Raw genomic sequence first — 18,929 nt, 5'->3', positions numbered from 1 at the left:
AGGGCATCAAGCGGGAAGCGTCATGCGGGATTGTCGCGCACCTCGCGTGCATGGTGGTTACATTTCTTTTCCTTGTGCTTGAGCACCAGGCGGTCGAGCTTGTCGACCAGCAGGTCGATGGCCGCGTACATGGTGGAGCCGCTGGCATCTGCGTGCAGGGTACGACCGGGAAGGTTGACGGTGGCGACCACGTGATGGTCTGGCTTGCGAACGGCCAGCTGGGTCCGGACTTCACAGTGCTGGTCGAAATGGCGCTGCAGTCGCTGCAGCTTGCTTGCCACGTACTCCCGCAGCGCGGGGGTCACTTCAAGCTGGTGGCCATACGTCTCGATACGCATCGGATACCTCCATTGGTCGGGTGGGCCAATGAACCGTTCCGGTGATCCGACGAACCCGGCGCAGGCCGGCGTTGCGGTGGGTGCAACGTCAGGCGATACGGACGCGTTCGTGGGAGGCGGAAATGTTCATGGCCTCACGATACTTCGCAACGGTGCGCCGCGCCACTGGTACACCGGAGGTTTTCAGCAGGTCGGCCAACTTGGCGTCCGACAGCGGCTTGCGCGGGTTTTCCGCCTCGATCAGGCGCCGGATCATGGCCTGGATGGCGGTGCTGGAGGCCTCGCCGCCGCTGTCGGTGTCGATGCCGGAGGCGAAGAACGAGCGTAGCGCGATGGTCCCGCGCGGGGTGCGCACGTACTTGCGGGCGATCGCGCGGGAAATGGTGGATTCGTGCAGGCCGAGCTCGCCGGCGATCTCGCGCAGGGTCAATGGGCGCAAGGCCTGCGCGCCGAATTCCAGGAACCCGGCCTGGTGCTGCAGCAGGCAGCGCACCACCCGCAGCAGGGTCTCGCCGCGCGCTTCCAGGCTCTTGAGCAGCCAGCGCGCCTCCTGCAGCTGGCCGCGCAGATAGCCGGCGTCGGATTCGCCGCAGCTGCGGATCAGGTTCTCGTAGCCGCGGTGGATGGTGACCTTGGGCTGGGCGCGACCGGCCAGCGAGGCCCGCCACACGCCACGCTGGCGCCAGATCACGCAGTCCGGCACCACATAGGTGTCCTGCGACAGGTCGCCGATCTGCTTGCCCGGACGCGGATCCAGCGAGCGCACCAACTGGACCGCCTGGTCGACATCGGCGGTGGAGCGCTTGAGTTCGTGCGCCAGACCGGCCACGCCGCTGCGCGGCAGGCGCTCCAGCGGGCCGGCGACGATCTGCAGCGCCAGTTCGCGCCCCTGGGTGGCCGGGTCGAGCACGGCCAGCTGCAGTGCCAGGCATTCGCCCAGGGTGCGCGCACCCACGCCGACCGGGTCGAAGCGCTGGATCTGGTGCAGCACGGTGAGCACGTCGGCCTCGTCCACCGCCGCCCCCAGCGCCAGCGTTTCCAGGATGGCCGACAGCGGTTCGCGCAGGTAGCCGTCTTCGTCCAGCGCATCGATCAGCATCGCGCCGATCTGGCGGTCGCGCGGCGACAGCGGCGACAGGTGCAGCTGCCACAGCAGGTGGTCGGCCAGCGTTTCGGCTTCGGCCACGCGCTCGGCGGCATCGCCGGACTCGTCATCGTCGAAGCTGCCGCCGCTGCCCGAACCTGTCCACTGCAGCTCGTCCTGCGACCAGTCGTCGTCGCGCTCGGCCGGCGCCGGTTCTTCGCGCGGGGTGTCGTCGGTGGAGGCGGCCGACGATGCTTCCACCGGAAGCGCGTTGGCCGCATGCGCGGCTTCGTCGGCCCATTCCAGCAGCGGATTGGTCTCCACCGCTTCGGCGATTTCCAGTTCCAGCTCGGTGGTGGACATCTGCAATAGCTTGATCGCCTGACGCAACTGCGGCGTCATGACCAACTGCTGTCCTAGCGATGTCTGGAGCCGGGCTTTCATGCGGGCACTGACTGGGAAAATCGATGGCGCGGCGACGCGCTCAAAGGCGGAAAGTTTCCCCCAGATACACGCGACGGACGTCGGGATTGGCTAGCAGCGCATCTGGTGCCCCCTGCGCCAGTACGCCCCCCTCGGCGAGAATATACGCGCGATCGCAGATTCCCAAGGTTTCGCGCACGTTGTGATCGGTGATCAGCACGCCGATGCCGCGTTCCTTGAGGTGGATGATGATGCGCTGGATCTCGCCGACCGAAATCGGGTCGACGCCGGCGAAGGGTTCGTCGAGCAGCATCATGCGCGGCTTGGCCGCCAGCGCGCGCGCGATCTCGCACCGCCGCCGCTCGCCGCCGGACAGGCTGGCGCCCAGCTGGTCGGCCACGTGGGTGATCTGCAATTCTTCCAGCAGCGAGACCAGTTCCTTCTCGCGACCGGCGCCATCCAGCTCTTCGCGCAGTTCCAGCACCAGGCGGATGTTGTCGGCCACGGTGAGCTTGCGGAAGATCGAGGGCTCCTGCGGCAGATAGCCGACGCCAAGCTTGGCGCGGGCGTACATCGGCTCGGCGGTGAGGTCGCGGCCGTCCAGCTCGATCCGTCCGGCATCGGCCTCGACCAGGCCCACGATCATGTAGAAGCAGGTGGTCTTGCCGGCGCCGTTGGGGCCGAGCAGGCCGACCACTTCGCCGGCCTCGAGTGTGAGGCCGAATTCCTTGACCACTTCGCGCTGCTTGTACTTCTTGCGCAGACCGGTGGCGACCAGCATTACTTCTTCCCCTGCGGCTTGGCCGCGGGCTTGGCGGCCGGCGTTGCGGCCGCCGGCGCCGCGGTCTTCGGCTGGATGATGGTGCGCACGCGGCTGCCGTCGCCGCCGCTCTGCATGTTGCCGGTCTTGGTGTTGTAGACCATGCGCTGGCCGGCGTTGGTGCCCTTGGGCGAGTCGACCTTGTAGTTGCCGGTCAGCACGATGACTTCGTTGGCAACCTGGTACTCGATGTTGTCGGCCTGGCCGTTCATCATCGCGCCGTCGTCCATCTGCTGCTTCAGCGTGGCCTGCTTGCCGGTCAGCACGACGCGGTCGGTCTGACCATTCTTCTGGAAGATGTCGGCGGTGTCGGCGTGGATTTCCAGCGTGCCCTGGGTGATCACCACATTGCCGCTGAAACGGCACTTGCCACTGTCGTCGAGCATGTTGCAGTCGTTGGCATTGGAGTCGATCGCCATCGGCTGATTGCGGTCGCTGGTCTTGGCCATCGCAAGGGCAGGCAGCAGCAGCGCGGCAAACGCCAGCTTAGCGGGCAGCATTCGGTTCATAACGGGTCTTGACCTGGGAAAGGAGCTTGTACTGGCGTGATTTGAGATCGGCCTCGAAGCCGACCCCGCTCTGCATGATACCCGGCCGGCTCATGCTCACCGGGGCAGCGGTCTTGGCGAGATTCTGCTGCGGGAACACGTCCAGGCTCTGGGTACGGAACGTGGTCGGCGGGGTTGCGCCGCCGGTGGGGCTGTCGCCCTCGACATCGCCGCGCAGGCGCAGCTCGTCGCCCTTGGGGCTGATCCAGCCGGTCTTGGAGCGCAGCGTCCACGGTTGATTGGTGTTGTCGGGCAACAGGAACACCGGGGTGGTGACCTCGGAGGTGCGATCGGCGCGGTTGCGATGCATCTCCGGCGCGCGCAGCGTCATCGATTCCTTGCCGGTTTCCTTGTCCAGCGCAATCAGTTCGAAATCGCGCAGCACGTAGTCCGCGCGCGAATCGTCCACCGCCGCCGCAACCGGGCGCGCGCGCTGCTGCCAGGCCGACCAGCCGGAGACCACCGCAGCGGCCAGCAACACCACGCCCAGGGTGGTGCGCCAGTTCCAGCTCATGCGGAAAACCTTTCGATGATGCCCTCGATCTGGCCTTGCGCGGCCAGCACCACGTCGCAGACCTCGCGCGCGGCACCTTCGCCGCCACGTGCCCGGGTATGCCACTGCACGCGCTCGGCGATCCACGGGTGCGCGTTGGCGGGTGCGACCGGCAGGCCGACCGCCAGCAGGGCCGGCAGGTCGGGCAGGTCGTCGCCCATGAACAGCACTTGGTCCAGCGACAGACCGTGCTCCTGGCACAAAGCCAGCACGGCCAGGCGCTTGTTCTTGACCCCGATCTGCACGTGCAGGCCCAGATCCTGGCCGCGCTTTTCCGCCGACAGGCTGGCGCGGGCAGTGATCAGCGCGACATGGATGCCGGCATGGTCGAGCTGCTTGAGCCCCTGGCCGTCGAGCACATTGAAGGACTTGCTCTCGTTGCCGGCATGGTCGTAGTACAGGCGGCCATCGGTCAGGGTGCCGTCGACGTCGAAACAGGCCAGGCGGATACGCGCGGCGCGGTCGGTGATGTCGGCGGGCAGGTGCTGCAGAGGGGAATAGGGCATCGGCACGGATCGGTGAGAACGGGGTTCCAACGGTAGAAAACTGAACCTGTTAAACCACTTTGGCGCGCAACAGGTCGTGAATGTTCAATGCGCCGACCGCGCGCTGCTGCGCATCGACCACGATCAAGCCGTTGATCTTGTAATCCTCCATCAGCCGCGCTGCTTCGGCGGCCAGCTGGTCGGCGCCGATGGTGCGCGGGTTGCGCGTCATCACCTGGGCAATGCCGGCGCTGCGCACGTCGATGTCGCTGTCCAGCGCGCGGCGCAGGTCGCCGTCGGTGAACAGGCCGATCAGGCGGTCCTGGCCATCGACCACCGCGGTCATGCCCAGGCGCTTGCGGCTCATTTCCATCAACGCCTCGCTCAGGCTGGCGTCTTCGCGCACGCGCGGCAGGTCCTCGCCGCTGTGCATCACGTCGGTGATGTGCAGCAGCAGGCGCCGGCCCAGGCTGCCGGCCGGATGCGAGCGCGCGAAGTCGTCGGCGGTGAAGCCGCGCGCGTCCAGCAGCGCCACCGCCAGCGCGTCGCCCATTGCCAGCGAGGCGGTGGTGCTGGAAGTGGGCGCCAGATGCAGCGGGCAGGCTTCGGCGGACACGCTCACATCCAGGTGCACGTCGGCGGCCTGGGCCAGCGACGAGCTCGGGCGCCCGGTCATGGCAATGATCGGGTTGCCCTGGCGCTTGAGCACCGGCAACAGCATGCGCACCTCGTCCGATTCGCCCGAATAGGACAGCGCCAGCACGATGTCGGCCTCGGTGATCATGCCCAGGTCGCCGTGCCCGGCCTCGCCCGGATGGACAAAGAACGCCGGCGTGCCGGTGGAGGCCAGGGTGGCGGCGATCTTGCGCGCGATATGCCCGGACTTGCCCATGCCGGTGGCCACCACGCGCCCGCGCGAGGCCAGCACCAGCCGGCAGGCCGCGGCGAAGTCGCTGCCGATCCGCGCGCCCACGCCGGCCAGCGCCTCGCGCTCGATCTCCAGCACGCGCTGGCCGCTGGCGACCAGGCTGGCGTCGCTGACGGTGGCGGAGGGCAGGTGCGAGACGGCCATGCGGGACTCGGGTGAAGAGTAGAATGTGCGCTCATTTTATGAGGAAACGCCCTGTGGACGCCGAAACCATCCGTAAACTCATCGAATCCGGCTTGCCCGAAGCCCGCGTCGAGGTGCACGGCGACGACGGCGTGCACTTCGAGGCGACCGTGATCAGCCCCGCATTCGCCGGCAAGGCGCCATTGGCGCGCCATCGCATGGTCTACGCGACCCTGGGCGAGCTGATGGGCGGGGCGATCCACGCGCTGCAGCTCAAGACGCTGACCCCCGACGAAGGCTGAGCGTCAGTCGATCCTGGCCGATCGGGCTGCGCCCCCGCCCGACTGCCAAGTGCCGGCCGACTCCTGGCGACCCCTTACATTTCCCCCGACGTCCCTTTTCGGATTCCCCAAGCTCCCATGGCAAAAATCGTAGTGACCGGCGGCCAAGCGCTGCATGGTGAAGTCAATATTTCCGGCGCCAAGAACGCGGTGCTGCCGATCCTGTGCGCGACCCTGCTGGCCGATGCGCCGGTGGAGATCAGCAACGTGCCGCACCTGCACGACGTGATCACCACGGTGAAGCTGCTCAGCGAGCTGGGCGCCGAGGTGACCATCGACGAAGGCACGCTGGCCAAGGGGCGCTCGATCCTGGTCGACCCGCGCTCGGTCACCCACCAGGTCGCGCCCTATGAGCTGGTCAAGACCATGCGCGCCTCGATCCTGGTGCTGGGCCCGCTGCTGGCGCGCTACGGCACCGCCGAAGTGTCGCTGCCCGGCGGCTGCGCGATCGGCTCACGCCCGGTCGACCAGCACATCAAGGGCCTGCAGGCGCTGGGTGCGGAGATCAGCGTGGAAAACGGCTACATCAAGGCCACCAGCAATGGGCGCCTGAAGGGTGGTCGCTACGTGTTCGACATGGTCAGCGTCACCGGCACCGAGAACGTGCTGATGGCGGCCGTGCTGGCCGACGGCACCACCGTGCTGGAAAACGCGGCTATGGAGCCGGAAGTCACCGACCTGGCCGACTGCCTGATCGCGCTCGGTGCGCAGATCGAGGGCGCCGGCACGCCGCGCATCGTGGTGCAGGGCGTCGAGCGCCTGGGCGGCGGGCACCATGCGGTGCTGCCGGATCGTATCGAGACCGGCACCTTCCTGGTCGCCGCGGCGATGACCGGCGGCAGCGTCACCGTGCGGCGTGCCCGTCCGGACACCCTGGACGCGGTGCTGGACAAGCTCACCGAAGCCGGCGCGACCATCACCACCACCGCCGACAGCATCACGCTGGACATGCACGGCAAGCGCCCGCGCGCGGTCAACCTGACCACCGCGCCGTACCCGGCGTTTCCCACCGACATGCAGGCGCAATTCATGGCGCTCAACTGCGTGGCCGATGGCGTGGGCGTGATCAACGAAACCATCTTCGAAAACCGCTTCATGCACGTCAACGAGCTGCTGCGCCTGGGCGCGGACATCCAGGTCGAAGGCCACACCGCGATCGTGCGCGGTGCCGAGCGCCTCAGCGGCGCGCCGGTGATGGCGACCGACCTGCGCGCCTCGGCGTCGTTGATCCTGGCCGGCCTGGTGGCCGACGGCGACACCAGCATCGACCGCATCTACCACCTGGACCGTGGCTACGAAAACATCGAGGAGAAGCTGGGGGCGCTGGGCGCGACCATCCGGCGCAGCGCATGATCCTGCGCGGGCGGTTCACCACCCGGCGCAAGATCCTGCTCGGCGTGATCGTGCTGATCCTGGCGTGGCTGGCCTACGCCTGGTCGGTCGGCATGGCGATCACCCAGGGCGTCGAGTTCAAGGACATGGACTGGAACAACGACGGTACTGCCAGCCGCGACGAGATCGCGCAGTCGTTCTATGCGGTGGCGGTGAAGAAGACTGTCGAAGGCAAGCGCCATTGCGACCTGTTCTACTGGCGCAAGAATGACCAGCAGATTCGCGTGGACTGCCGCACGGTGTTCAGCACCGGCGACGACAAGGCTGCGGCAAAGCCCTGAGGGGTGAGCGTGTCTCTGCCTGCTGCGGAGATTCCGCACCGCGCCTGATCGAAATGAAGAGCCCGGCTGGCAGCCGGGCTTTTTATTGCAGTCGGAGGGCAGCTGCCGAGCAGCTCCCACGACCTGGTAGGAGCGTGCCTGCGCGCGACGGCGCACGACCGATAACGCCCCGTCGCGCGCGGGCACGCTCCTACCAGGCGCGCCTGGCGCTCAGCGCAACGCCTTGATGGTCAGGTCCAGCGCGTCCTGGCCCTTTTCCTTCTGCAGCAGGCGCGCCGGCACCGGCAGGTCCTTGACTACCCAGGCAATCAATTCCTTGTCACCGTCCACGCGCGACACCTTGGTCGCCTGCTCCTGCTTGCCGTTGACGGTGATGGTTTCCTTGCCGACCACCTTGTAGCTCATCGGCTTGATGCGGCCTTCGTCGACCATGCGGTAGTTCAGCGGCTTGCCAGCGGCCAGGTCGCGGGTGATCGCCAGGTTGATCAGCAGGGCATCCATGTCGCCGGGCTGCAACTTCACCGGGCCCCGGCGGTCCGGCTTGATGTCGCCGCCCCAGGTCGCCTGGCTGGTCTTCCAGTCGTAGTTGGCCGTGACGTTGCGGCGCTTGACCATCATCGACGAGGTGTCGTTGCTGCTGACCGGGCGCAGCTGGCCGTTGCTCTCTTCGAACACCGTGCTCTGGGTCAGGTTGGCCAGCTGGTTCTGGATGGTGAGCGTATAGCGCCACTGGTTGGCGCCGGCGGCTGCCAGGGTCATGGTGCCGTTGGCCTGCATGCCCATGTAGTTGGCCGAATAATCGGCCTGGAACGGCTGCATGGCGAACGCGGGCAGGCTGGCTACGGCCAGTGCGGCAGCGGCAATCAGCGAACAGGTGCGGGAAATGGTGTGCATGGGTCAGGCTCCTTGATATTCGACCAGGCGTAGATCGACCTGATCCTCACCTTTGTCACGTTGCAGGATGCGCACCGGCGTGGGAACCCCGTTGGCGATCCAGAGGATGGTTTCGTTGTCGCCGCTGTTGACGCGGTACACGCGCAACGCGTCGTAGCTCAGGTCGCCGACCTGCACCACCTCGGTGGCATCGGCGACCTTGTAGTCGTATTTGCGCACCCGGCCGACATCCACGTAGCGATAGCTCAGGCTGCGTCCGGGTTGCGCGTCGCGCATCAGCGACAGGTTCAGCGACAGCGCGCTCTGGTCGCCGCGCTGCAGCGGAATCGGCTGCTGGCGCTCCTTCTTCAGATCGCCGTCCCACTGGGCGCTGGCGGTCTGCCAGTTGTACACGCCGGTGACCTTCTTGCCGAAGAACATCGCCTTGCGCACCGTGCTCTGGCTCAATGGCACATAGATGTCACCATCAACGCGGAACACCGTGCTCTGTTCCAGGTTCAGACCGAGAATGCTGGCAAAGCCCTTGCGGCCGCGTACCGACATGTCGATGCGCCACTGGCTGCCTTCGCCGTTGCTGACCTGCATGGTGGCATCGCCGGCTTCCTTGCCGCGGTAGAACGCCTGGTACGTGGCCACGAAGGGCTGCAGTGGCGGCGGCGTCCAGCTGCTGGCAGGCAGGGCGGCTGCAGATGCAGGCGCCGTCGGCGGCGCCGCGACCGGAGCGGCGGCAGCTGGCGCAGGCACGGCTGCCTGTTGCGCATGGCCGGCACCGGCCGGAACAAGCAGGACGGCGGTCAACAGCGCGGTGGCGATCGGGAGGGGTTTCATGCGCTGAGAGCGAGGCACGGGGCCGCCAGGATGTCCGAGACAGGATGAGGAGGGCGTATCCGCATTCAGGCGAGCGCGGTGTCAGCGGACTCTAGTCGCAATGGCGTAAACAGGCACTGACCGTCGATGTGGACGCCATCGCCACGTACATCCACGCGCCCGCTGGCAAGCAGGTCCAGCGTGGCCAGCAGCAGCGGATGTTCGCGCGCCAGCACGCGCGCGGCCAGCTGCTCGGCGCTGTCGTCGGGCAGTACCGGTACGCGCGCCTGCGCGATCACCGTGCCGGCATCCAGTTCCGGCACCACCAGATGCACGCTGGCGCCATGTTCGGCGTCGCCGGCTTCCAGTGCGCGGGCGTGGGTGTGCAGGCCGCGGTACTTGGGCAGCAGCGAGGGGTGGATATTGAGCATGCGCCCGGCAAAGCGACGCACCAGCGGCTCGCCGAGGATGCGCATGTAGCCGGCGCAGATCACCCAGTCCGGCCGCGCGGCGGCGATCGCATCGCCCAGCGCGGCGTCGAAGGCGGCACGGTCGGCGAAGTCGCGCGGGCTGGCGCTCCAGCGCAGTGCCTCATCGACCTTGTGCAGGGCCGGCGCCCGTGGGCGATCGGAAAACACGCCCACGACCTCGGCCGGCAGCCGGCCGCTGGCGATGGCATCGAGGATGGCCTGCAGGTTGCTGCCGCGGCCGGAGGCCAGCACGGCCAGGCGCAGGCTCATGCGGTGGGATTCGCTGATGTCATGGGGCAGTGCGCGTCACGCTGCAGTGGCGGTGGGAGCGAACAAGGCCTTGACCTGCGGGCGCAGCAGCACCACCAGCGTAAACACGCCGACGACGGTGCCGAACGGCATGAAGGAGCAGGAAATGCCGGCCACGATCAGGCACAGCAGGTGCCGTCTGCGCTGGGCAATGCAGCGGCCGGCGTAGGTCATGAACGCTGCCAGCGTCAGGCCGCAGACAATGAACACACCTGCGAACACCACGAAGAACCAGCCGAACAATCGCGGATCCATCGGTGGTGCATCCGTGCTGGTCTGTGTCATGGGCAGGTGCCCGGTGACGATCGCAATGCCCATGAACAGGTGGATCAACGGGAAAAGCGAAAACAGCGCGGTGATGGCGGCCAGCACATAGTGAAAGATCGACAGCAGTTTCAGGTGCTGGAGATCGTCAGCGCTGGCCGGTGCCGGCAGTGCGTGTGGGGCAGCGTCCATGCAGGTCTCCTCGGTCAACCGATCCGCACGCGTTCATCGCCCTGCGCCGGCACCACCTGGCCGATGCGCCAGTGCGCCAGCGACTGCGCCTCCAGTGCCTGTTCCAGCGCGGCGGCCTGCTCGGGTGCGGCGACCAGCACGAAGCCGATGCCGCAGTTGAAGGTGCGCCACATTTCCGCATCGGCCACCGCGCCTTCGCGCTGCAGCCAGGCGAACACCGGCGGCAGCGCCCAGGCGGAGGCGTCGATGTCCAGGCCCAGACCGTCGGGGATCACCCGGATGATGTTTTCGGTCAGCCCGCCGCCGGTGATGTGGGCCATGGCGTGGATGCTGTCGCCATGCGACTTGAGCAGCGCCAGGATCGGCTTGACGTACAGCGCGGTCGGCGCCATCAGCGCGTCGATCAGCTTGACACCGTCGTCCAGCACCAACTCGGCCGGGGCGCCGGCACGCTCGTAGATCCTGCGGATCAGCGAGTAGCCATTGGAATGCGGGCCGGACGAGGCGATGCCGATCAGCACGTCGCCGGCGCGCACCTGCGCGCCGTCCAGCAGCTGCGATTTTTCCACCGCCCCGACGGTGAAGCCGGCCAGGTCGTACTCGCCCGGCGGATACATGTCGGGCATCTCGGCGGTTTCGCCGCCGATCAGGGCGCAGCCGGACAGCTCGCAGCCGCGCGCGATGCCGCCGACCACCGCCGCAGCGGTCTCCACGTCCAGCTTGCCGGTGGCGAAATAATCCAGGAAGAACAACGGCTCGGCGCCCTGCACCAGCACGTCGTTGACGCACATGCCGACCAGGTCGATGCCGATGGTGTCGTGCCGGCCCAGCTGCTGCGCCAGCTTGAGCTTGGTGCCGACGCCATCGGTGCCGGATACCAGCACCGGCTCCCGGTACTTGCCGGACAGGTCGAACAAGGCGCCAAACCCGCCCAGGCCACCCATCACCTCCGGCCGGAAGCTGCGCTTGACCAGCGGCTTGATGCGTTCGACCAACGCATTGCCGGCGTCGATGTCGACACCTGCCTCACGGTAGGTCATGGGCGAGGGATTGGAAGGCGTTGGGCTGGTCACGGGCGGGGAGGGCTCGGCTGTAAAGGCGGCGATTTTAGCAGCCACGTTGGCGCTGGCGTCCCATTCGGGCAACAATTCACCCGGATACGCTTACGTCATGGAACCGTCGATGCGCCGCAGTCTCGCTTTCTTTCTCGCCCTCGTGGTCGCCATGCCTCTCGCGCCAGCCTTTGCGCAGGCCGATCTACGCACCGAAGGCGACGTCGCCAAGGCGCAAAGCGCCTATGAGGCCGAAGTGCCGGTCAACAGCCAGAGCGAGTCCGATCGCCCCGGCGCGCTGGCGCGCGCGCTCGGCGCGGTGCTGGGCAAGGTCTCCGGCGACCGCGGGGTGATGAGCCGCCCAGGCGTCTCGCAGGCACTGCGCGGCGCGCCGGGCTATGTCGAAAACTACGATTACCGTCAGGACCAGGGCACCTCGCGCACCGGGGCGCCGACCTTCCGCACCGTGCTTGTGGCGCGCTTCCGGCAGTCCGACGTGGATGGCCTGATCGCCGCACTGGGGCTGCCGGTGTGGCCGCTGCCGCGGCCCAAGCCGGTGTTGTGGCTGGCCATCGACGACGGCAGCGGCCCGCGCCTGGTCGGCGTGGCGCAGGCCAATGCCGCGCGCAGCGTGCTGGACCGGGCAATCGAGCGCGGCTACCGGCTCGGCCTGCCCGGCGGTGCCGCCGCCGAGCAGGTGCTGGCCGGCGCGATCTGGCGCAAGGATACCGCCGCGGTGGCGCGCGCATCGGCCAAGTACAGCCCGCCGATGCAGTTGATCGGCAAGCTCTACCGCAATGACGCCGGCTGGACCGCCGACTGGGTCTTCGTCGACAACGGCAACGTGCTGTCCAGCTGGACCAGCAGCGACGGCGATGCGCGTCGTGCGATGGCCGCCGGTGCCGATGGCGCGGCCGATGCCCTGGTCAAGCGTTACGCCAAGCGCGTGGATTCGGGTGTGCCCGGTGTCTACCGCGCGGTGATCACCGGGATCGGCAGCGCCGACGACTATCTGCGCGTCTCCGCCGCGCTGCAGGGCGTGTCGGTGGTGCGCAGCATCCGCCCGGTCAGCGCCAACGGCGACCGCATGGAAGTGGATCTGGAATTGCTCACGGGCATTTCCGGCCTCAACCGTATGCTCGGCGACAACAGCCCGTTGGTACCCGTGTCGGTGCCGACCGAGGGCCCGATCATTCTCGAAAACGAGCACGCCGAGTACCGCCTGAAATGACCTTGACTCCCGAAGCCGAAATCGCCCTGTTTCTGCGTCGCCTGAAATGGGTGGCGGTGACTGTCGGCGTGTTGTGGGTGGTCTCGCTGCTGTCGCCGATCCTGACGCCGTTCGTGCTGGCGTTGCTGCTGGCCTGGCTGGGCGATCCGCTGGTGGATCGCATCGAACGCGCCGGCCGCTCGCGCAACATCGCGGTGGTGTTGGTGTTCGTGCTGGCCCTGCTGCTGTTCGTGCTGGCGCTCATGATTCTGGTGCCGATGATCGAGCGCCAGATCATGACCCTGATCGACGCGCTGCCGCAGATGCGGACCTGGGCGATCAGTACCGCCATTCCGTGGCTGGAAGCCAAGACCGGCGTGGAACTGATGGGCTGGCTGGACCCGGAGCGCCTGATCGACTGGATCCGCAGTCACTGGGAACAGGCCGGCGGCGCCGCCAAGACCTTCTTCGGCTACGTGCAGCGTTCCGGCTTTGCAATGGTGACCTGGGTGATCAACCTGGCGTTGCTGCCGATCCTGGCGTTCTACTTCCTGCGCGACTGGGATCGCCTGGTCGAGCGGGTGGCCGCGGTCATTCCGCGTGCCTATATCGGTACCGTGAGCCGGCTCGCACTGGAATCCAATGACGTGCTAGGCGGCTTCATCCGCGGCCAGTTCCTGGTGATGCTGGCGCTGGGGGCGATCTACGCCGCCGGGCTGTCCATCATCGGGCTCAATCTGGGTCTGTTGATCGGAATCATCGCCGGCTTCATCAGCTTCATTCCGTATCTGGGCGCCACCACCGGCATCGTGCTCGCCCTGCTGGCGGCCGTGGTGCAGGCGCAGGGCTTCGACCTGAAGTTGCTGATCGGCGTCGGCGTGGTGTTCACCGTCGGCCAGTTGCTGGAAAGCTATGTGCTGACGCCGCGCATCGTCGGCGACAAGATCGGCCTGCATCCGGTCGCGGTGATCTTTGCGGTGATGGCGGGCGGCCAGTTGTTCGGCTTTCTCGGCATGCTGCTGGCACTGCCGGTGGCGGCGGTGGCCAATGTGCTGCTGCGCTATGCGCATGAGCAATACACGCGCAGCGATCTGTATGCGGGCGAGCGCGCCGGCATCGTGCTGCAGTCCACGCCCGAGCGCAGCGTGATCATCGACCCAAGCAAGGACACGGATCGCTCGTGAGTGTTCCGCAGTTGCCACTGGCGTTGCGTGCGCCGCCCGATCAGCGATTCGATAGTTACATCGCCGCGCCTGATGGCCTGCTGTCGCAGCTGCAGGCATTGGCGGCCGGGCAGGTGAGCGACTGGCTGTATCTGTCCGGCCCCGCCGGCACCGGCAAGACGCATCTGGCGTTGTCGTTGTGCGCGGCCGCCGAACAGGCCGGGCGTGCCCCGGCGTACCTGCCCCTGCACGCGGCCACTGGCCGGTTGCGCGATGCGCTCGAGGCGCTGGAAGGGCGCAGCCTGGTCGCATTGGACGGTGTGGAAAGCATTGCCGGGCAGCGCGACGACGAAGTGGCGCTGTTCGATTTCCACAACCGCGCGCGCGCTGCCGGCACCACCTTGCTGTACACCGCGCGGCAGATGCCCGATGGCCTGGCCTTGGTGTTGCCGGACCTGCGCTCGCGGCTGTCGCAGTGCATCCGCATCAGCCCGCCGGTGCTCGACGATGCCGGGCGCGCGGCCGTATTACGCGATCGTGCGCAACGGCGCGGGCTGGCGCTGGACGAGGCAGCAATCGACTGGCTGCTGACCCATAGCGAACGCGAACTGGCCGGACTGGTGGCATTGCTGGACCGGCTGGATCGCGAATCGCTGGCTGCCAAGCGCCGCATCACCGTGCCGTTCCTGCGGCGGGTGCTGGAGGATCGCGGCTCTTAGAGCGGCTGACAGAATTACCACGCTCGCTATTAGGCGAGGCGCAAGCTGCTTTGCGCTTTCCCTTAGCACATCTAACGCAGTGTCCAGGGACCTGAGGCACAACGCCTAAATTCATAGCGCGGATGGTCTGTGGTTCTGTTGCAAGGCCCTTGCCCGCCCACCATCGCGGGACACGCCGCAAGTACGTCCATGTAGGCTCCGGCGCGGCATCCATGCCGCTCAGGGTCCCGCCACGGCGGGCGGGCAAGGACCCGTCGAGAGGGTCGATGTGCAGGGCTTCCAATAAACAATCAGCGCACTGTCTGGTGCGCCGAGGGCGCCGCGCCTTCGGCGCTGCGAGTTTGCTGCGCGGTCCTTGCCCGCCCACCGTCGCAGGACACGCCGCAAGTACGTCCTTGTAGGCTCCGGCGCGGCATCCATGCCGCTCAAGGTCCCGCAACGATGAGCGGGCAAGGACCCGTCGAGAGGGGCGATGTGCAGGGCTTCCAGTAACAATCAGCGCACTGTCTGGTGCGGTGGGGGCGCCGCGCCCTCGGCGCTGCGAGTTTGCTGCGCGGCCCTTGCCCGCCCACCATCGCGGGACACGCCGCAAGTACGTCCATGTAGGCTCCGGCGCGGCATCCATGCCGCTCAGGGTCCCGCGACGGTGAGCGGGCAAGGACCCGTCGAGAGGGTTGGTGCGCATGGATAACAGCAGGAGCGGCGCGCATCGGGTTGGATGCAAGGACCATCGAGATGGTTGGTGTGCGTGGTGCAAGCAACGCACGATGCGCGGCTGCGGGTTGCAGCGCTTGGTTGCGGTCAGCCACCGTCGCGCAGCAATTGGGCATCCAGCTCTGCCAATCGCTGCGGCGTGCCGACATCGGTCCAGCGTCCGGCATGGTGGATGCCATCGATCAGCCCTGCCGCCATCTGCGCACGCAGGATTGGCGCCAGCGCAAACCGTGGTGCCGCGCCGCTGGGCTCCGGCAGCTGGCCGATGACCGATGGCCAGTCGCGCAGCAGCGCCGGTCGATACATGCCGATGCCGGAATAGGTGAGCGTTGCCGGCAGGTCCTCGCGCACCTTGCCATCGGCATCCAACGCAAAGTCTGCGCGCGCTGCATAGGCGGGGCGGTCGACCAGCACCAGCTGCGCCAGGCCCGCCGGCGCGGCCGACAGCCGCGCGAAATCGAAATCGGTCCAGATGTCGCCGTTGACCAGCAGGAACGGCGCATCGCCCAGCAACGGCAATGCATGCAGCATGCCGCCGCCGGTTTCCAGCGGGGTGGCGCCCTCGAAGGAATACGTCAGCCGCAGCCCGAACGCGCTGCCATCGCCCAGTACCTGCGGAAATTGGTCGGCCAGCCACGAGGTATTGATCACCACCTCGTCCACGCCCAGTGCGGCCAGCTTGCGCAGATGCCAGACGATCAGCGGTGTGCCGCCGACCGACAGCAGCGGCTTGGGCGTGCGCTCGGTCAATGGACGCATGCGCTCGCCAAACCCGGCCGCAAAGATCAGCGCCTTCATGCGCCGGCCTCTGCGGAGCGTGCCGCCAGGGCAGGTTTGACCAGCTTTTCCAGCAGGCCAACCAGCGGCGCAAGGTCGGGATGACGCGGCAACACCTCGTCCAGATAGGCGATGAAACGCGGCACGTTATCCAGATACCAATGCTTGCCGTCGCGATGGCTCAGGCGCGAGAAGATGCCGAGATTCTTCAGGTGCCGCTGCACGCCCATCCAGTCCGCATCGCGCAGGAATTGCGCCAGCGGCGGCACCGGCAATCCGGCCGCTGCCGCACGTGCGTGGTAGCGCTCCAGCCAGCCATCCACGCGCGCCAGCGGCCAGCTCACCGAGGTGTCCTTGAACAGGCTGATCGGGTCGTAGGCGATCGGGCCGATCACGCAATCCTGGAAATCCAGCACCGCCAGCCCGTCGCCGACCGGCATCAGATTGCGCGGCATGAAATCGCGATGGGTGAACACGCGCGGCTGCGCCAGTGCGTTGTCCATCAAACGGCGCTGCACCAACTGCAGTTGCTCGGCCTGGCCGCAGTCCAGCTGCAAGCCGAGGTGGCGGCCGAGGAACCATTCTTCGAACAGGCCGGCATCGCGTTGCAGCAGCGCCTCGCCGAACTCGCCACTGTCGGCAGGTGGCGGAATGCGCTGCAGCAGCAATAACTGAGTTATCCCAGCATCCAGCAACGCGTCGGCATTGGCGTCGGTCAGCACCTGCGCCAGGGTCGGCACGCCCAGGTCTTCCAGCAGCAGGAAGCCGGTTTCAAGATCCTGCGCAAGCACCTGCGGCACCCGCACGCCGTGCGCGCCGAGCAGGGCGTGCATGCGCAACCAGGGCGCCACATTTTCCAGTGCAGGTGGCGCATCCATCAGGATGTGGTCCACGCCGCGTCCCTGGGTACGCCAGTAGCTGCGGAATCCCGCATCGACCGAGGCACGTTGCAGCGTGACCTCAGGGTCGTTCAACGCATGCTGCGCCCATTGCAGGCGGAGCGCAGCGCGCGCGGTATCTGGAGTCAACGATGACGTCATGGGTGAATGCTGTGTCGTGAAGTGAGGCGCAGCCTGGTCGAAAACGACGCAGGTTCGATCAACGCTTGCTGCCGCTGAACAGCCGCAGCAGTGCCAGGATTGCGATCGCACCCAGCAACGCACCGAGGAAACCGGCCGGTTCGCCGGCGTGGTACCAGCCCATGTAGCGGCCGAACCAGCTGGCGACCAGTGCACCGGCGATGCCCAGCACGATGGTCAGCAGGCAGCCCAGGCGCTGCGTGCCAGGGGTGATGAAACGGGCCAGCAGCCCGACCACGAAGCCGACCAGAATGATGTAAAGCCAGCTGTCGCTACCGAAGAGAGTGTTCATCGCAGGCACTGAGGGGAGGGGATCGGCAGACTAGCATTCGCCGCCGCCGCGACCACGTGTGCCGCGCTGGCTGTCGCCATGGCGTTGGGGCTGCATCCATGCGCGCGCCGCAGCGCATGGCGAGGCGCTGGGCCGCCCCGACATGCGCGGGGCGGCCCAGGCATCAATCAGCAGCAGCCATGCCCGCCGTGACGGGTGCCGCTGTCGGCCGCCACCGGCGAGCCGCTGGTCTCGCCGCGCAGGCAGGCGGCGTGATGTTCGGCAATCACCTTGGACACGCAGGCCGTCACCCGCTTGCCCATCGGGATGTGCAGGAACTCGTTCGGGCCATGCGCATTGGAATGCGGGCCGAGCACGCCGGTGATCATGAACTGCGCGCCGGGGAACTTCTCGCCCAGCATGCCCATGAACGGGATCGAGCCGCCTTCGCCCATGTACATCGCCGGCTTGTCGAAGAACGCCAGGCTGGCGTCGTCGATGGCCTTTTCCAGCCACGGCGCCATCGCCGGCGCATTCCAGCCGGACGAGGCCTTTTCCAGCTCCAGCGTTACCTGGGCGCCATTGGGCGGATCGCGCAGCAGCGCTTCCTTGAGCAGTTCGCCACAGGCCTTGCCGTCGGCGGTCGGCGGCAGCCGCAGCGACAGCTTCACTGCAGTCTGCGGACGCAGCACGTTGCCGGCCGACGCCAGCGGCGGCATGCCGTCCACACCGGTGATCGACAGCGCCGGGCGCCAGGTGCGGTTCAACACCAGCTCGGTGAGGTCGTCATGCATCGGCACCAGGCCCTCGACCATCGGGAACTTGTCGAAGATGGCGGTATCCAGCGTCGCCGCCGCGGCCTTGGCCTGCGCCAGCCGTTCGGCCGGCACTTCCACGTGCAGTCCGTCCAGCAGGATGCGGCCGCTGGCTTCGTCCTCGATCCGCGACAGCAACTGGCGCAGCAGGCGGAAGCTGGACGGCACCACGCCGGAGGCATCGCCCGAATGCACGCCTTCCTCCAGTACCTTCACGCTCAGGTTGCCGCCGGTCAGCCCGCGCAGCGAGGTGGTGCACCACAGTTGCTCATAGTTGCCGCAGCCCGAATCCAGGCACACCACCAGCGACGGCTTGCCGATGCGTGCGGCCAGATGATCGACATAGGCCGGCAGGTCGTAGCTGCCGGATTCCTCGCAGGCTTCGATCAGCACCACGCAGCGCGCATGCGGCAGGCCCTGGGTACGCAGCGCCAGCACCGCCGCCAGCGAACCGAAAATTGCATAGCCATCGTCGGCGCCGCCGCGCCCGTACAGCTTGTCGTCGCGCAGCACCGGCTCCCACGGACCGAGGTCGGCATCCCAGCCGGTCATTTCCGGCTGCTTGTCCAGGTGGCCGTACAGCAGCACGGTGTCGTCGCCCGATTCGGTGCCGGTGGCCGGAATCTCGATGAAGATCAGCGGCGTGCGGCCTTCCAGGCGCACCACCTCGACCTGCATGCCGTCGATCGCCTGCGCGCGCGCCCAGGTTTCCATCAGGGTGACGGCCTGCTCCATGTAGCCGTGCGCGACCCAGTCGGCGTCGAACATCGGCGATTTATTGGGAATGCGGATGTAATCGACCAATTGCGGGACGATCTCGCGGTCCCAGGTGTCGCTGATGAATTGGTCGATCTTGGCGCTGTCCATGGAGGCTCCG

The 18,929-nt window shown here is 67.3% G+C and carries 22 protein-coding genes; 6 read left to right on the top strand and 16 right to left on the bottom strand.

Translation table 11 applies throughout. The features are described from left to right. Positions 1–20: 20 nt before the first annotated feature. From raiA to H7A87_RS13830, 7 genes are all read right to left on the bottom strand, one after another. Positions 21–338, bottom strand: coding sequence for a ribosome-associated translation inhibitor RaiA (gene raiA, locus H7A87_RS13860; protein WP_005913379.1), 318 nt, complete (start codon positions 336–338; stop codon positions 21–23). 88 nt (positions 339–426) lie between these two features. Then, complete coding sequence (locus H7A87_RS13855) at positions 427–1,824, bottom strand: RNA polymerase factor sigma-54 (RefSeq protein ID WP_232087853.1); 1,398 nt, start codon at positions 1,822–1,824, stop codon at positions 427–429. A gap of 82 nt (positions 1,825–1,906) precedes the next feature. Further along, positions 1,907–2,626 (bottom strand): LPS export ABC transporter ATP-binding protein, encoded by a 720-nt coding sequence (gene lptB / locus H7A87_RS13850; RefSeq protein WP_016904606.1) that lies wholly within the window; start codon positions 2,624–2,626, stop codon positions 1,907–1,909. Next, a complete protein-coding gene (lptA, locus tag H7A87_RS13845) occupies positions 2,626–3,174 on the bottom strand; it encodes a lipopolysaccharide transport periplasmic protein LptA (RefSeq protein ID WP_104583050.1) in 549 nt (182 codons plus the stop codon). Before lptA ends, lptB begins: the two co-directional genes overlap by 1 nt. Continuing rightward, a complete protein-coding gene (lptC, locus tag H7A87_RS13840; protein WP_104583051.1) occupies positions 3,152–3,727 on the bottom strand; it encodes an LPS export ABC transporter periplasmic protein LptC in 576 nt (191 codons plus the stop codon). Before lptC ends, lptA begins: the two co-directional genes overlap by 23 nt. Further along, complete coding sequence (locus H7A87_RS13835) at positions 3,724–4,272, bottom strand: HAD hydrolase family protein (protein WP_104583052.1); 549 nt, start codon at positions 4,270–4,272, stop codon at positions 3,724–3,726. Before H7A87_RS13835 ends, lptC begins: the two co-directional genes overlap by 4 nt. Positions 4,273–4,321: 49 nt before the next feature. Next, entirely contained in the window at positions 4,322–5,323 is a 1,002-nt protein-coding gene (locus H7A87_RS13830; protein ID WP_119127797.1) for a KpsF/GutQ family sugar-phosphate isomerase, read from the bottom strand. A 53-nt stretch (positions 5,324–5,376) separates the two neighbouring features. Between H7A87_RS13830 and H7A87_RS13825 the strand changes: the two genes are divergently transcribed. The 3 genes from H7A87_RS13825 to H7A87_RS13815 all read left to right on the top strand — a co-directional run bounded on the left by H7A87_RS13825 (position 5,377) and on the right by H7A87_RS13815 (position 7,316). After that, positions 5,377–5,604, top strand: a complete 228-nt coding sequence (locus H7A87_RS13825) for a BolA family protein (RefSeq protein ID WP_104543115.1) — start codon at positions 5,377–5,379, stop codon at positions 5,602–5,604. Positions 5,605–5,721: 117 nt separating this feature from the next. Then, positions 5,722–6,996 (top strand): UDP-N-acetylglucosamine 1-carboxyvinyltransferase, encoded by a 1,275-nt coding sequence (gene murA / locus H7A87_RS13820; RefSeq protein WP_104583054.1) that lies wholly within the window; start codon positions 5,722–5,724, stop codon positions 6,994–6,996. Further along, on the top strand, positions 6,993–7,316 hold the full coding sequence (locus H7A87_RS13815; protein ID WP_104583055.1) for a hypothetical protein: 324 nt from the start codon (positions 6,993–6,995) through the stop codon (positions 7,314–7,316). The genes murA and H7A87_RS13815 overlap by 4 nt, the downstream gene beginning before the upstream one ends. 210 nt (positions 7,317–7,526) lie before the next feature. Here H7A87_RS13815 and H7A87_RS13810 read toward each other — a convergent pair whose 3' ends face one another. The 5 genes from H7A87_RS13810 to purM all read right to left on the bottom strand — a co-directional run bounded on the left by H7A87_RS13810 (position 7,527) and on the right by purM (position 11,400). Continuing rightward, the gene (locus H7A87_RS13810) at positions 7,527–8,210 is read right to left on the bottom strand and encodes a DUF3108 domain-containing protein (protein ID WP_104648156.1); all 684 of its coding nucleotides are present in this window, start codon (positions 8,208–8,210) and stop codon (positions 7,527–7,529) included. A gap of 3 nt (positions 8,211–8,213) precedes the next feature. After that, positions 8,214–9,038: a DUF3108 domain-containing protein gene (locus tag H7A87_RS13805; RefSeq protein ID WP_119127798.1), complete on the bottom strand. Its 825-nt coding sequence runs from the start codon at positions 9,036–9,038 to the stop codon at positions 8,214–8,216. A 65-nt stretch (positions 9,039–9,103) separates the two neighbouring features. Then, the gene (gene purN / locus H7A87_RS13800) at positions 9,104–9,757 is read right to left on the bottom strand and encodes a phosphoribosylglycinamide formyltransferase (protein WP_119127800.1); all 654 of its coding nucleotides are present in this window, start codon (positions 9,755–9,757) and stop codon (positions 9,104–9,106) included. 36 nt (positions 9,758–9,793) lie between these two features. Next, positions 9,794–10,252: a hypothetical protein gene (locus tag H7A87_RS13795; RefSeq protein ID WP_119128020.1), complete on the bottom strand. Its 459-nt coding sequence runs from the start codon at positions 10,250–10,252 to the stop codon at positions 9,794–9,796. A 14-nt stretch (positions 10,253–10,266) separates the two neighbouring features. Next, positions 10,267–11,400, bottom strand: coding sequence for a phosphoribosylformylglycinamidine cyclo-ligase (purM, locus tag H7A87_RS13790; RefSeq protein ID WP_180496706.1), 1,134 nt, complete (start codon positions 11,398–11,400; stop codon positions 10,267–10,269). Between the two features lie 22 nt (positions 11,401–11,422). On the opposite strand from purM, the gene H7A87_RS13785 reads away from it, so the two are divergent. The 3 genes from H7A87_RS13785 to hda are packed head-to-tail and all read left to right on the top strand — an operon-like array spanning position 11,423 to position 14,396. Beyond that, a complete protein-coding gene (locus tag H7A87_RS13785; protein WP_164739151.1) occupies positions 11,423–12,535 on the top strand; it encodes a DUF2066 domain-containing protein in 1,113 nt (370 codons plus the stop codon). Further along, entirely contained in the window at positions 12,532–13,698 is a 1,167-nt protein-coding gene (locus H7A87_RS13780; RefSeq protein WP_104583061.1) for an AI-2E family transporter, read from the top strand. Before H7A87_RS13785 ends, H7A87_RS13780 begins: the two co-directional genes overlap by 4 nt. Beyond that, the gene (hda, locus tag H7A87_RS13775; protein WP_119127802.1) at positions 13,695–14,396 is read left to right on the top strand and encodes a DnaA regulatory inactivator Hda; all 702 of its coding nucleotides are present in this window, start codon (positions 13,695–13,697) and stop codon (positions 14,394–14,396) included. The genes H7A87_RS13780 and hda overlap by 4 nt, the downstream gene beginning before the upstream one ends. A gap of 801 nt (positions 14,397–15,197) precedes the next feature. On the opposite strand, the gene murU is transcribed toward hda, so the two are convergent. From murU to H7A87_RS13755, 4 genes are all read right to left on the bottom strand, one after another. Then, a complete protein-coding gene (gene murU / locus H7A87_RS13770; RefSeq protein ID WP_119127806.1) occupies positions 15,198–15,908 on the bottom strand; it encodes an N-acetylmuramate alpha-1-phosphate uridylyltransferase MurU in 711 nt (236 codons plus the stop codon). Beyond that, positions 15,905–16,927, bottom strand: a complete 1,023-nt coding sequence (locus H7A87_RS13765; protein WP_119127808.1) for a phosphotransferase — start codon at positions 16,925–16,927, stop codon at positions 15,905–15,907. The genes murU and H7A87_RS13765 overlap by 4 nt, the downstream gene beginning before the upstream one ends. A 58-nt stretch (positions 16,928–16,985) precedes the next feature. Further along, the gene (locus H7A87_RS13760; RefSeq protein ID WP_104583065.1) at positions 16,986–17,258 is read right to left on the bottom strand and encodes a GlsB/YeaQ/YmgE family stress response membrane protein; all 273 of its coding nucleotides are present in this window, start codon (positions 17,256–17,258) and stop codon (positions 16,986–16,988) included. Between the two features lie 167 nt (positions 17,259–17,425). Next, a complete protein-coding gene (locus H7A87_RS13755; protein ID WP_119127810.1) occupies positions 17,426–18,919 on the bottom strand; it encodes a M20 family metallopeptidase in 1,494 nt (497 codons plus the stop codon). Between the last annotated feature and the right edge of the window lie 10 nt (positions 18,920–18,929).

This window comes from Xanthomonas sp. CPBF 426 (genome assembly GCF_903989465.1).
GTDB classification, from domain to species: Bacteria; Pseudomonadota; Gammaproteobacteria; order Xanthomonadales; family Xanthomonadaceae; genus Xanthomonas; species Xanthomonas euroxanthea.
This window is presented reverse-complemented; position numbering and strand designations above follow the sequence as displayed.